Source organism: Staphylococcus sp. MZ3, from assembly GCF_018622755.1.
GTDB lineage: Bacteria > Bacillota > Bacilli > Staphylococcales > Staphylococcaceae > Staphylococcus > Staphylococcus aureus.
In genome coordinates, this window is sequence record NZ_CP076026.1 from 2,768,702 (window position 1) to 2,782,549 (window position 13,848).

The following is a 13,848-nucleotide window of genomic DNA, read 5'->3' on the forward strand; positions in this document are numbered from 1 at the left end:
TTAATGTTCTGTATTTTGAATTTTCAGAATTATATTAAAATAGTACGAGTCACTTGATGCAAAGTCAATAGTAGTGACTATAAAAATGATAATAATAGTCAGATTTATCTCATTAACTATATTTCACGGACTTGTAATAACTTCTTTATGTTTGAATTAATTGACTAGGGTATAACAATAGTGTGGTGTTTTATAGGTCATTCTTTAAATACATCACAGAAAATATTCGAATTCGAAATAAAATGCTTGCATCTTTGTTTTTTAGGTGGTATTGTATGTATATCAAGTATAAAAAATATATCTAAGAGATAAAAATATGGAGGTTTTATATTATGACTAACTTTACTTTTGATGGTGCACACAGTAGTTTAGAATTCCAAATTAAACATTTAATGGTTTCTAAAGTGAAAGGTTCATTTGATCAATTTGATGTAGCTGTTGAAGGAGATATTAATGACTTCAGTACTTTGAAAGCTACTGCAACAATTATTCCAAGCTCAATTAACACTAAAAACGAAGCACGTGATAACCACTTAAAATCTGGTGATTTCTTTGGTACTGACGAATTTGATAAAATTACATTTGTGACAAAATCAGTATCTGAAAGCAAAGTTGTTGGTGATTTAACAATTAAAGGCATCACTAACGAAGAAACATTCGATGTTGAATTCAACGGAGTAAGTAAAAATCCAATGGATGGTTCTCAAGTAACAGGTGTTATTGTTACTGGTACAATCAATAGAGAAAACTACGGCATTAACTTTAACCAAGCACTTGAAACTGGTGGCGTAATGCTAGGCAAAGATGTTAAATTCGAAGCATCAGCTGAATTTTCAATCTCAGAATAATCTCATTACACAATCCTCATTGTTTTAATATATATACGAAATGCCAACTATATCATCCCTAGGTATAGTTGGCATTTTTTAACTTCTAAATTAAAAATCATATTTAACTTAATTGATAATAACACCATAAAGTAACAATGATATTGATGAAATTAAAAGTAATACACTAGATAAAATATCTAGCCTTTTATCTTTTTTATCCCTTATTCTATTTGTCAAAAGTGCTCCAACTGCAACTAAAACTAGTATTGTACAAAAAATATAAATAGCCAAAATAAACAACTCCTTATTAAATTGGCATTGGCTTCATTAGAAATAATCAAGAAAATTCTTCTTTATACTTTCTTATATTAAATATTGCCTATTTACGTTATACAAAACTTCATTTTACAAATTGAAGCAAATTATATTTAACTTCTAACTTAAAAATCGCTAAGATTTAAACTTATATTTAGACGCCTTTCATTCAGGTAGGTCTTATTGAAACTGAAAACTTTGATGACCTTTTGCAAAGCCATTAACTGTATAAAGCATAGATCCTCCGCCCATTTCTATATCATTGGAACAAATGATGAGTTGATTTGTTCCAGGTATAAATTGCGGATGAGTAGAACGTAACATATGCCCTTCATCTCGGCCTGGTATCAATATTTGTCCTATTGGATAACCCCTTTTATTAAAAACTAACACTCGACCTTGACCATACATTGCTACGTATAAATTATCGTCACTATCAATACAACATGAGTCTGGTCCTTCATGACCTGTAAAATAGTACGGTATAGTAGCTCCAAATGGTTGTATCGTCACACCATCATCTTCAAGTGCAATGCGATGTAATCGATTGGCTGTAGTTTCTGTTACCCATAGTACTTTTTCATCTGTACTTAAAGCAATACCATTTGCTACGCTAATATTTTGAATGATAGGCGTCACTGTTCTAAAGTCCGGCGAAACATAATAAACGCCTCCTAGTGGATTGGTAGAGTATCCTCTAAAATCTGTAAAATAAAATCCACCTTTAGAATCAAATACCATGTCATCAATACAATATGCTGTTGAAAGATCTTCAATAATATCTTGTAAGTTGTCACCATTTTCTGTAGCTGCAAAAATGCCTCCTGTAGATTTAAAATCTCCTAAATAACAAACGAATAATCGGCCATCTTTATGTATTTTGATTGCTGCAGGATTCGCTTTGTGACTTACAAAAGGTCGTTTGATTTCCTTCGTTTCAGGATTGATTTTGAAAATATTGCCTTCGAATACATCCAATAAAAAGAGTTGTCCCTGCCGATCAAAGTTCAATCCTTCTAGTTGCAATCCTTTTTTGGAAATTTCAAGCCATGGTTCAGCTGTAATTGTTTGTAATTCACTTTCAGATATAATTGGAACAGCACTATTGGACTTCCCGCTATAAAATAATGTAGGTAAATCTTGTTGTGACATCATGATCATTCCTTTCATTTCATTCGTTTTAACTATCAATTTTATTTTAAACAAGATAACTATCAAATAAAATGATAACGGTTTCATCTATCTATTTTATCGGTCTAGTGGCTGATTTCAAGCTAGAAATATTGAATGACAATACAACTCTGTTAAAATGATGGACGTAGACAAATATGCGTATTGACGCTTTATTTTAAAAATTAACATGCTTATAACATGTTTATAGAAGGAGATTAACCTATGAACTATCAAGTTCTTTTATATTATAAATATACGACGATTGATGACCCTGAACAGTTTGCTCAGGATCACTTAGCGTTTTGCAAAGCACACCATTTAAAAGGTAGAATTCTTGTTTCTACAGAAGGTATTAACGGCACATTATCTGGTACAAAAGAAGAAACCGAACAATATATGGCACATATGCATGCCGATGAACGATTCAAAGATATGGTGTTTAAAATTGATGAAGCTGAAGGACATGCTTTTAAGAAAATGCATGTACGTCCTCGAAAAGAAATCGTTGCTTTAGATTTAGAAGATGACGTCGATCCAAGACACACAACTGGCCAATATTTATCACCTGTAGAATTTAGAAAAGCTCTTGAAGATGATGACACAGTCATTATTGATGCACGTAATGATTATGAATTTGATTTAGGTCATTTCCGAGGTGCAATTCGTCCAAATATCACGCGCTTTAGAGATTTGCCTGACTGGATTAAAGAGAATAAAGCGTTATTTGCAGATAAAAAAGTGGTTACGTACTGTACTGGTGGCATTCGATGCGAAAAATTTTCTGGATGGCTTTTAAAAGAAGGTTTCGAAGATGTAGCACAACTTCATGGCGGTATTGCTACATATGGTAAAGATTCTGAAACAAAAGGTGAATATTGGGACGGTAAAATGTACGTATTTGATGACCGTATCAGTGTTGATATCAACCAAGTTGAAAAAACGATTATTGGTAAGGATTGGTTTGATGGCAAACCATGTGAACGTTATATTAATTGCGCTAACCCAGAATGTAATAAACAAATATTAGTTTCTGAAGAAAACGAAACTAAATATTTAGGTGCATGCTCTTATGAATGTGCTAAACATGAGCGTAATCGTTATGTTCAAGCAAATAATATTAGTGATAATGAGTGGCAACAACGTTTAACAAACTTTGATGATTTACATCAACATGCTTAGTTTTAATTAAATACCTTTCAAAACACGCTTTGAAAATCCGATTTATAAAGGTTTTTCAAGGCTGTTTTTTATGCGCATACATAACCTGATATGTTTTTAATTATGCGCGTGTTATACTAAATTAAATTTTAATACTGCGGGGTGTCTTAAAATGCACATTTTAGTAACAGGGTTTGCGCCTTTTGACAATCAAAATATTAATCCCTCTTGGGAAGCTGTGTCTCTACTCGAAAATATTATTGGCACACATACAATCGATAAATTAAAACTACCAACCTCTTTTAAGAAAGTAGATACTATGATAAATAAAACGTTGGCATCTAATCACTATGATGTTGTACTAGCTATAGGACAAGCTGGTGGTAGAAATGCCATTACCCCAGAACGTGTCGCCATTAATATTGATGATGCACGTATCCCAGATAATGATGCCTTTCAACCTATTGATCAAGCCATTCATTTAGACGGTGCGCCAGCTTATTTTTCAAATTTACCAGTTAAAGCAATGACTCAAAGTATTATTAATCAAGGACTTCCTGGAGCACTTTCAAATAGCGCAGGTACGTTCGTATGTAATCACGTACTTTATCACTTAGGCTATTTACAAGATAAGCACTATCCTCATCTTCGCTTTGGATTTATCCATGTGCCATACATACCAGAGCAGGTCATTGGTAAACCCGATACACCATCTATGCCATTAGAAAAGATAGTTGCAGGTTTGACTGCAGCCATTGAAGCTATTTCTAATGATGAGGATTTACGTATAGCTCTAGGCACAACGGAATAGTTATAAGTACACCAATAAAATACATTCCTTAAATGACTAACAACTTTGTTAATAGGGTAATACTTACGGAAGTATGTTTTATTTATGGGGGGAGGAATTAATAATGACTACAAAAACGGTATTTGATGTCATTGATATGGGTTTAGGATATTTAGTAAATGTGTATGATACTTGGAAAGTTGAAAAGATACTTGATGATTATCATAAGCCTTTTTCTAATACCATTCATTGGCAATTTGGGCATGTATTAACAATTTTTGAATCAGCCTTAGCTGTTACTGGTAAAGAGAATATTGATTTAAATATATATAGACCTTTATTCGGAAATGGTTCGTCTCCAGATGAATGGAAGGGCGAAGTACCGAGTATTGGAACGATTTTAGAAGGTCTTCAAACATTACCTGAACGTGCACGAAAACTAACTGAAGATGATTTAGCAATTGAATTGAAACAACCAATTGTTGGTTGTAATAACTTAGAAGAGTTATTAGTATTAAATGCCATTCATATCCCACTTCATGCTGGTAAAATTGAAGAAATGTCTCGTATATTAAAAAATTTAAAATAAATATTAGCTTATTAACCGTTAACAACACGTTAACGGGTTTTTATTTGTTTAAAAGGCCACTTTTAGTCTGCTTACATACAGATTAAAAGTGACCTATTTATATCATGTATTATACATAGAACTAGGAATAGCCTTATCTATAAAAATAATTATAATGGTTTATGAGTTAAATCTTTTTCTTAAAATTAAATACAATCCCAATATACCTATAAATACCCATGTAATCCATGAAGTTATAATCTTCATACCAGTTTTTGGTAATTCTTTTAGAGGATTTTCAGGTTTGGTTTTATTATCTTTAGGTTGATCATCCTTATCCACTTTTGATGGCTCATCTGGGAGAGTTGGTTTAACTTTATTAGAGTGATCAGGTTTAGTTGGTGGTGTTTTGTCTTTTGGTTTTTCAGGATAGATTGGTTTATTCGGTTTTTCTGGCGTATATTTATTCGTCACAATCAAGTTACCCATATCATTGTTATCCACATGTGTTGTATAACCTTTAACTTTTGTTAATTCCTCGACTGTGTATTTTACTTGTTGACCTTTTGCTTTTTCATCTAATCCTGCCCACGTATGGGTCCAGTTATTAGATTCATTTAATGTTGCCGTTTTTCCTGTTGCTTTTCCATCTTGATATAACTCAACTTTAATTTCAGTTGGTCGTTTTCCGTCTTGGTTATTATTATCATCCCAATTTTTTGTTACTGTTGCCGATGTCTCTCCTGGTGTATACTTGTTCGTTATTGTTGTACCGTTGATGTCTGTTGTGTAGTCTTTTACGTGATCTTCGGTCACTGTATATTCTATTTTCTTTCCTTCATCATACTTCGGTAAGTCTTTAAATTCGTACTTCCAGTTTGTTTCAGATGTCACGTCTACCGTTTTTACTTTCTCTCCATTAGCCAATAAATTTATACTGACTTTTTCTGGTCTCTTACCATCTTGATTGTCTTTGTCGTCCCATACTTTTTCACCGTTAATTGATGTTGTTTCTGGCGTATATTTATTCGTCACAATCAAGTTGCCCATATCATTGTTATCCACATGTGTTGTATAACCTTTGACCTTTGTTAATTCCTCGACTGTGTATTTTACTTGTTGACCTTTTGCTTTTTCATCTAATCCTGTCCACGTATGGGTCCAGTTATTAGATTCATTTAATATTGCCGTTTTTCCTGTTGCTTTTCCATCTTGATATAACTCAACTTTAATTTCAGTTGGTCGTTTTCCGTCTTGGTTATTATTGTCATCCCAATTTTTTGTTACTGTTGCCGATGTCTCTCCTGGTGTATACTTGTTCGTTATTGTCGTACCGTTGATGTCTGTTGTGTAGTCTTTTACGTGATCTTCGGTCACTGTATATTCTATTTTCTTTCCTTCATCGTACTTCGGTAAGTCTTTAAATTCGTACTTCCAGTTTGTTTCAGATGTTACATCTACCGTTTCTACTTTCTCTCCGTTAGCCAATAAATTTACACTGACTTTTTCTGGTCTCTTACCATCTTGATTATCTTTGTCGTCCCATACTTTTTCACCGCTAATTGATGTTGTTTCTGGCGTATATTTATTCGTCACAATCAAGTTACCCATATCATTGTTATCCACATGTGTTGTATAGCCTTTAACTTTTGTTAATTCCTCGACTGTGTATTTTACTTGTTGACCTTTTGCTTTTTCATCTAATCCTGTCCACGTATGGCTCCAGTTATTAGATTCATTTAATGTTGCTGTTTTTCCTGTTGCTTTTCCATCTTGATATAACTCAACTTTGATTTCAGTTGATCGTTTTCCGTCTTGGTTATTATTGTCATCCCAATTTTTTGTTACTGTTGCCGATGTCTCTCCTGGTGTATACTTGTTCGTTATTGTTGTACCGTTGATGTCTGTTGTGTAGTCTTTTACGTGATCTTCGGTCACTGTATATTCTATTTTCTTTCCTTCATCATACTTCGGTAAGTCTTTAAATTCGTACTTCCAGTTTGTTTCAGATGTCACGTCTACCGTTTTTACTTTCTCTCCGTTAGCCAATAAATTCACACTGACTTTTTCTGGTCTCTTACCATCTTGATTATCTTTGTCGTCCCATACTTTTTCACCGCTAATTGATGTTGTTTCGATTGGTTTTTCAGTATTAGTAACCACTAAACCATTTTCTTTTTTAGTATATCCTTCTGGTGTTGTGTCTTCACCTTGAGCATTTACTTCTTTAACTAAATATTTAATAGTCTTGCCATTTTTGTCATTTTCTGGAAGATTAGACCATGTCACTTTTGTCGTTCCATCTTCTAATTTTTTAATCTCTGCTTTGTCTACTGGTGTTGTGTTTTGATTGTCATCTTGTTTGTACAACTTGAAATAAATCGTTGGTTTCACTTTTTGAGTGCCTTCCCAAACCTTTTGAGCAGATACATCTTTTGTTTTTTCTATCTCTTTTGCATTTTCAATAGTCGTAAAATATCCCTGATTATCTGTATCTTTCATAGTAAACGGATATTCTTTATCCTTATCAAATGTATACGGTGCTGGCGCCTCTATTTCTTTTAAAATATAGTCTCCACTAGGCAACGCTTTAATATTAGCAATACCGTTTGCATCTGTTATAATCTCAATTTCTTTTTGATTGTCCTTTACAACTGATCCATCTTTTTTAGAAAGTTTAAATTTTACATTAGCTATAGGAGCCTTGGTATCTTTATCCTGTTTTAAAACTTTTAATTCACCTTTTACAGTACCTTCAATACCGGCATTAGCATTAATATTATGCACAGTATGATTAAATGATTTCCCGTTCACTTCTTCCTTACCATGCTCTTGATACCAAGCTTGTGAATTATTAACAAACTCTTTTTGCTGTTCATTCGTAATTTTGGTTTTGTAGTTAATTGAAAAACTATTATATGACCCATAGCCTTGTGGAATTGTTACATCAATTGTGTTCTTCGTATTATCAACAGTTATTTTAGATCCTGGAAAGGCTTTTTCAAAATCACTAATTGCACTTTGTCCACTATAATAATTGCTATGTGTACCTGTCACATTAATGTTTAATGTGCTTAAATCTAACTGCTGTCCACCTTGAATCTGATCCTTTATAGTAATATCTTTCGATACATATCTTTTTTCATTATTAATATTTAAAAACCATCGTACATGTGTCGTATCTTCTGGCAGCATATCTCCCGTTTTATAATAGAAAACACTACTTGTTCCCGCTTCACTTTTATGAACCGTAACATTCGTTGATTTATTCCCAGATGTTATCGTAGCTACTTTGTCATCTGAAGTATTTGTTTGCGTTAAATTTCTTCCTTGTACTTCAAATTCTGCAAATCCCGAAACATCACTTAATTTTTCTACTTTATCATTGAATGTAATTGTTGCTCCGTCTGGTGTAATAACTGCTTGACCCACCTGTTCACCTTTAACAGTTAATGGTACTGTTTTACTATAACCCTCTATCTTTACTGTACCGCTTGTCGGCCATGCCACTTTAATCGTGTCACCATTTTGTATTTTTCCATTTTTATCGTCGAATGTCATTTTTACTGTCGTTTTACCACCATCTTCTATCTTAGTCGGTGATACAGTTAAATCTGTAACATTCGTTGATGAAATATCTCGTGCTGCCAATGCTTCATTTTTATTAAATAAAGGCGTGATGATATTTAATAACATTATAAAGACCATAAACTTCAACACGTTCTTGTTCATAAAAACCCCTCCTTATACTCTATGTCATATCCATAGGATACTAATGATAAATTATAAACTAATTTAGTTCATATTCAATGAAATTTATTAAAAATTCATTATTTTATTATGCAAAATATATACAGTATAACGAATACAAGTGCATGAAGTTAACTTGTATCAATTAATTTCTTAGTATATTAGTTCATCTTCAAAATCTTTTGAATTTAATAAACACCATCTATACCAGTTCTTCACCGATTCTCGAAAAATAATTATATTAATGATTTCGTTAATTTAATTTTATATTTAATTATTACTGTACATCTTTTGTAGTTAGCTTTATTCTTAAATTGAAATATGTATAAAACATAGAAAGAAGGACGTTTTAACATGGAAAACACGGTTAAATATCGTAAGTTTATAATCCCTATCGTTGTAGGTCTCCTTATTTGGGCACTTACACCTTTTAAACCGGATGCTGTGGATCCAACAGCATGGTATATGTTCGCAATATTCGTCGCGACAATCATTGCTTGTATTACACAACCGATGCCAATTGGGGCCGTCTCTATAATTGGATTTACAATCATGGTACTCGTTGGCATTGTTGACATGAAAACGGCTGTCGCTGGTTTTGGTAATAATAGCATTTGGTTAATTGCTATGGCATTTTTCATTTCGAGAGGATTTGTGAAAACAGGTCTTGGTAGACGTATCGCACTTCATTTCGTCAAATTATTTGGTAAAAAAACATTAGGCTTAGCATATTCTATCGTCGGTGTAGATTTAATTCTAGCGCCTGCTACACCAAGTAATACCGCGCGTGCTGGTGGAATCATGTTCCCAATTATCAAATCACTTTCTGAATCATTTGGTTCGAAACCGAAAGACGGATCAGCACGCAAAATGGGTGCATTTCTTGTTTTCACAGAATTCCAAGGTAATTTAATTACTGCAGCTATGTTTTTAACTGCAATGGCCGGTAACCCCCTTGCACAAAATTTAGCATCTAGCACATCTAATGTTCACATTACATGGATGAATTGGTTCCTAGCTGCTTTAGTTCCTGGACTTGTTTCCTTAATTGTTGTACCTTTTATTATTTATAAAATTTATCCACCAACTGTTAAAGAAACACCAAATGCTAAGAGTTGGGCTGAAAATGAATTAGCGACTATGGGTAAAATCGCTTTAGCTGAAAAATTTATGATTGGTATTTTTGTCATTGCTCTAACACTATGGATTGTCGGAAGTTTCATTCATATTGATGCAACTTTAACGGCCTTTATTGCGCTAGCATTGTTATTATTGACAGGTGTCTTAACATGGCAAGACATTTTAAACGAAACAGGTGCTTGGAACACATTAGTATGGTTCTCAGTATTAGTGTTAATGGCCGACCAATTAAACAAGCTTGGATTTATTCCTTGGTTAAGTAAATCCATTGCTACAAGTCTTGATGGCTTAAGCTGGCCTATAGTACTGGTCATTTTAATATTGTTCTACTTCTATTCACATTACTTATTTGCAAGTTCTACAGCACATATCAGTGCGATGTATGCAGCATTACTAGGCGTTGCCATCGCAGCCGGTGCACCACCATTATTCAGTGCATTAATGTTAGGTTTCTTCGGTAACCTATTAGCTTCAACAACACACTATAGTAGTGGTCCAGCGCCGATTCTATTCTCTTCAGGTTACGTGACTCAAAAACGTTGGTGGACAATGAACTTAATATTAGGTTTCGTCTACTTTATTATCTGGATTGGTTTAGGATCACTTTGGATGAAAGTAATTGGTATATTTTAAAATATTTAAATTAGCGCTCGAATCTCATTGATTTGGGCGCTTTTTAATTTGTATTTAAAATCAACCTTTGCTAAATCAAGACTCCCCGTTTATCCTTTAAATCATTGCGTGCTTCACTGAAAATTTGTATAAAGATTTAAGTCATTACGTAACATCACATAAAATACATTTCTATACTATTCCGTTTCATTGATCAACATTACGTATGCCATCATAAATCATGAAATAAAAAACACCTTCGTTTAAATTCATTTTAATTGCGAATTCAACGAAAGTGCCTTATTTCATATTTAATGTTTCAAATTTATACGTCTGTCACTGTTACTGCACACATACCTCAGTCTCACCTTATCATGACACAAAGGATATTGAAAACACGTATAATTATCTTTCCTCGTATTTTATAGGGTTTTTGCGACCGGATGTTTCTTCAATTTAATGTATTGAGAAAGACTATATAACACAATACCTGTCCAAATAAATATAAACGTAATTAATTGATCTATACTAAAAGGCTCTTTGAAAACAAATATGCCGAGTACAAACATTATTGTTGGTCCAACGTATTGAATAAATCCTATTAACGAAAGTGGAATACGTTTTGCCCCGGCTGAGAATAGGATTAGTGGTATTGCCGTAATAGCACCAGAAAATAACAACCAAAATGATGACATGTTCAATCCAAATGACATCTGATGTTGCTGCCATAAATAAATAACGTATATTAGTCCAGCAGGTGCGGTAACAATACATTCAATCGTAATACTGCTGATGGCATCAATATGTACTACTTTTTTCAATAATCCGTATGTACCAAAGGATAACGCTAATATAATAGAAACGATTGGGAATTCTCCAATCTTGAGCGTCATATATAATACACCGATGAATGCGAATAAAATGGCTAGCCATTCAAATTTATTGAATCTTTCTTTTAAAAAGATAAGTGCGAGCAAAATGCTAACAAGTGGATTTATATAATAACCTAAACTTGTTTGTAGGACGTGACCGTTCGTTACAGCCCAAATAAATGTACCCCAATTTAATGTAATGACATAGCCTGCTACAACAATTGCTAATAGCTGAATGGGCTTGCCTAACAATTGATTCATATCTCGTTGAAATGCATTGCGTTGTTTTTGTCCAACCGCGAGTATGAAAATCATGAATATTGCTGAAAATATAATACGAAAGGCTAAAATTTCAAATGCGCCTATTGCATCAACGAACTGCCAATATATAGGTAGTATGCCCCACAGAATGTATGCACTAAGTGCTAAAAATATACCTTTTTTATATTCTGTATTCACTTACATACCTCCTTACTCTCCCAAATTTTTAACATGTTACGCTCACTTGGTTATGCTAATATAACGATTTTACTAATAATATTTCGATAAAGATATCATTTTGTTTATATTTCCCACATTTATTCACCAACCACTAAACAATATTAATTTTATAAATAATTCTGTACAAATCAGGGTATATTGCCAGAAAGACTACCATACAACATAAAGGATGGATACAAATGACTTTACCTAAAATTGGAAAGCCTGCAACACGCGCGCTAAATTCACAAGGTATATACACATTAGAAGCAGTATCACAATATACGAAGTCATCTCTAATGGAGATGCATGGCGTTGGTCCTAAAGCTATATCAATATTGGAACAAGCTTTATTTCAGCACCAACTACATTTTAAAACGGAAGTTCAGTCATCATTACCTTTTAAGTTAACAGGAGATGTGTCATGCAATCATGCGCCTAAACGTCAACAAATGATAGATTTTATAGTTGCTACAGCAGCATTAGATATTGAATTATTACGTTCACTGGTTACAACAGAATTTATTTGGTCTGTGCCTGGACACTTTGACATTTATGGACCTCAAATTTTAATTCAAGAACTATCTAACTATTACAATCAGGTTGCTAGTCTCAATATCCATTCCAGCATCACACATGGGTGCTTAGGTTCCATGCATGGTATTGAAATATTAAAAACTGGTAAAGAGATTCATTTTGCTCATTTTTTTGAATTTGAAAATCATAAAAAGGATGCCAAGTTAAGCAAAGTGACATCTTACATTGTTGTTGGTTAATTTATCAAATTATATATATCGCAAAAAAATCTTTTGCGGTTACATGTATATTTTTATATAACAAATAATTTGGCATAACATTTTTGTTATATGAACACTTATTACTAGAGTGCCCATTGAACATACAGTATGATTAAATATCATGTTATGAAAGAAGGATATATTTTGACTGTTTTTAAAAATGAGCGCTTAAGCTGGTTACCATACATAGCTATTGTCATTTTGTTACACGTTATTGGGTTTAGTTTTTTATGGATTGCTGGAAAAGACCATCATATCTTATTTGGTATGGGGATTCTTGCATATACATTAGGTTTACGTCATGCATTTGATGCAGATCACATTGCTGCAATAGATAATACGGTTCGCAAATTATTACAGCAACGCAAAGATCCATCTGGTGTTGGTTTCTACTTTTCAATTGGACATTCATCTGTTGTATTTTTAATGGCTGTTTTTTTAGGGGTGTCTGTAAAATGGGCTAAAGATGAATTACCACATTTCCAAGATATTGGTGGAACGATTGGTACACTAGTTTCAGGTTTCTTTTTAGTGCTTATCGGTGTGTTGAATCTAATTATTTTAATCTCTTTAATTAACTTGTTCGCTAAATTACGTCGTGAACACATTGAAGAAGCTGAAGTCGATGTATTACTTGAATCTAGAGGATTTGTTTCTCGATTTGTAGGACCTTATTTCAAGTTAATCACGCGTAGTTGGCACGTATTGCCACTTGGCTTTTTATTTGGACTTGGTTTTGATACAGCTAGTGAAATTGCGTTACTCGCTCTTTCTTCAGGCGCATCACAACAAGCCATTTCATTTATCGGAATCTTATCTTTACCAATTTTATTCGCATCAGGTATGAGTTTATTGGATACATTAGATGGTGTTGTAATGAAGTATGCCTATAATTGGGCATTCTTCAATCCTATTCGCAAAATCTATTACAATATAACGATTACTGCGATATCAGTCATGGCAGCATTAGTGATTGGGATGATTGAATTGCTACAAATTCTTGCTGATAAGCTAGATTTACATGGTGCGTTTTGGGCATTCATTGGTTCGATCGAATTTGATTATTTAGGCTATATTTTAGTTGCATTATTTTTAATTACTTGGCTTATTTCAAGTTTAATTTGGAAGTTTGGTCGCATAGAACACAAATGGTCTAAATAAAGTAACTTGTCTTGCAACTACCTTTGTATTGTTGCATTTTTAGACACCCTGCACACTTCTTCCATTATGCTACGCTCTCAGTAGTCATCTTTAAATCGTTTCTTTTAGAGATGACTTCATTTTGAGAGCGTATTTTTCTATTTAAAATGTATTTATCCAAAATTCAATGCTTTCGAATTTAAAATTTCAGTATTTCTGTTTA

At 33.2% G+C, this 13,848-nt stretch carries 10 protein-coding genes; 7 read left to right on the forward strand and 3 right to left on the reverse strand.

Translation table 11 applies throughout. The annotated features are described in order from the left end of the window. The first annotated feature begins 332 nt into the window (after positions 1–332). Complete coding sequence (locus KI230_RS13585; protein WP_000181131.1) at positions 333–848, forward strand: YceI family protein; 516 nt, start codon at positions 333–335, stop codon at positions 846–848. 477 nt (positions 849–1,325) lie between these two features. Here KI230_RS13585 and KI230_RS13590 read toward each other — a convergent pair whose 3' ends face one another. Next, a complete protein-coding gene (locus KI230_RS13590) occupies positions 1,326–2,297 on the reverse strand; it encodes an SMP-30/gluconolactonase/LRE family protein (RefSeq protein ID WP_000082559.1) in 972 nt (323 codons plus the stop codon). A gap of 243 nt (positions 2,298–2,540) precedes the next feature. Here KI230_RS13590 and trhO point away from each other — a divergent pair, with 243 nt between their 5' ends. The 3 genes from trhO (at position 2,541) to bstA (ending at position 4,855) form a co-directional block, all read left to right on the forward strand. Then, positions 2,541–3,497, forward strand: a complete 957-nt coding sequence (gene trhO / locus KI230_RS13595) for an oxygen-dependent tRNA uridine(34) hydroxylase TrhO (protein ID WP_001109287.1) — start codon at positions 2,541–2,543, stop codon at positions 3,495–3,497. 151 nt (positions 3,498–3,648) lie between these two features. Further along, on the forward strand, positions 3,649–4,287 hold the full coding sequence (pcp, locus tag KI230_RS13600) for a pyroglutamyl-peptidase I (protein ID WP_000547828.1): 639 nt from the start codon (positions 3,649–3,651) through the stop codon (positions 4,285–4,287). 103 nt (positions 4,288–4,390) lie between these two features. Then, positions 4,391–4,855 carry a bacillithiol transferase BstA gene (gene bstA, locus KI230_RS13605; protein WP_000208919.1) on the forward strand — a complete coding sequence of 155 codons (465 nt, stop codon included), beginning with the start codon at positions 4,391–4,393 and terminating at the stop codon, positions 4,853–4,855. 159 nt (positions 4,856–5,014) lie between these two features. Here the strand turns inward: bstA and cna are convergent, their stop codons facing one another. Next, positions 5,015–8,566, reverse strand: a complete 3,552-nt coding sequence (gene cna / locus KI230_RS13610; RefSeq protein WP_045177879.1) for a collagen adhesin Cna — start codon at positions 8,564–8,566, stop codon at positions 5,015–5,017. A 372-nt stretch (positions 8,567–8,938) separates the two neighbouring features. Here cna and KI230_RS13615 point away from each other — a divergent pair, with 372 nt between their 5' ends. After that, positions 8,939–10,357, forward strand: coding sequence for an anion permease (locus tag KI230_RS13615; protein WP_214958288.1), 1,419 nt, complete (start codon positions 8,939–8,941; stop codon positions 10,355–10,357). A 401-nt stretch (positions 10,358–10,758) separates the two neighbouring features. Here the strand turns inward: KI230_RS13615 and rarD are convergent, their stop codons facing one another. Then, a complete protein-coding gene (rarD, locus tag KI230_RS13620) occupies positions 10,759–11,667 on the reverse strand; it encodes an EamA family transporter RarD (protein ID WP_001091172.1) in 909 nt (302 codons plus the stop codon). A 221-nt stretch (positions 11,668–11,888) separates the two neighbouring features. On the opposite strand from rarD, the gene KI230_RS13625 reads away from it, so the two are divergent. Together KI230_RS13625 and KI230_RS13630 are read left to right on the forward strand one after the other, a co-directional pair. Then, on the forward strand, positions 11,889–12,464 hold the full coding sequence (locus KI230_RS13625; RefSeq protein ID WP_000174576.1) for a helix-hairpin-helix domain-containing protein: 576 nt from the start codon (positions 11,889–11,891) through the stop codon (positions 12,462–12,464). Positions 12,465–12,629: 165 nt separating this feature from the next. Further along, positions 12,630–13,646: a HoxN/HupN/NixA family nickel/cobalt transporter gene (locus KI230_RS13630; RefSeq protein ID WP_000215643.1), complete on the forward strand. Its 1,017-nt coding sequence runs from the start codon at positions 12,630–12,632 to the stop codon at positions 13,644–13,646. The last annotated feature ends 202 nt before the right edge of the window (positions 13,647–13,848 follow it).

Bases quoted from the DNA above. Each gene is read 5' to 3' on its own strand.
- KI230_RS13585 (WP_000181131.1), top strand. From the start codon at position 333: ATGACTAACTTTACTTTTGATGGTGCACACAGTAGTTTAGAATTCCAA.
- cna (WP_045177879.1), bottom strand. From the start codon at position 8,566: ATGAACAAGAACGTGTTGAAGTTTATGGTCTTTATAATGTTATTAAAT.
- bstA (WP_000208919.1), top strand. From the start codon at position 4,391: ATGACTACAAAAACGGTATTTGATGTCATTGATATGGGTTTAGGATAT.
- trhO (WP_001109287.1), top strand. From the start codon at position 2,541: ATGAACTATCAAGTTCTTTTATATTATAAATATACGACGATTGATGAC.
- KI230_RS13615 (WP_214958288.1), top strand. From the start codon at position 8,939: ATGGAAAACACGGTTAAATATCGTAAGTTTATAATCCCTATCGTTGTA.
- KI230_RS13590 (WP_000082559.1), bottom strand. From the start codon at position 2,297: ATGTCACAACAAGATTTACCTACATTATTTTATAGCGGGAAGTCCAAT.
- KI230_RS13625 (WP_000174576.1), top strand. From the start codon at position 11,889: ATGACTTTACCTAAAATTGGAAAGCCTGCAACACGCGCGCTAAATTCA.
- pcp (WP_000547828.1), top strand. From the start codon at position 3,649: ATGCACATTTTAGTAACAGGGTTTGCGCCTTTTGACAATCAAAATATT.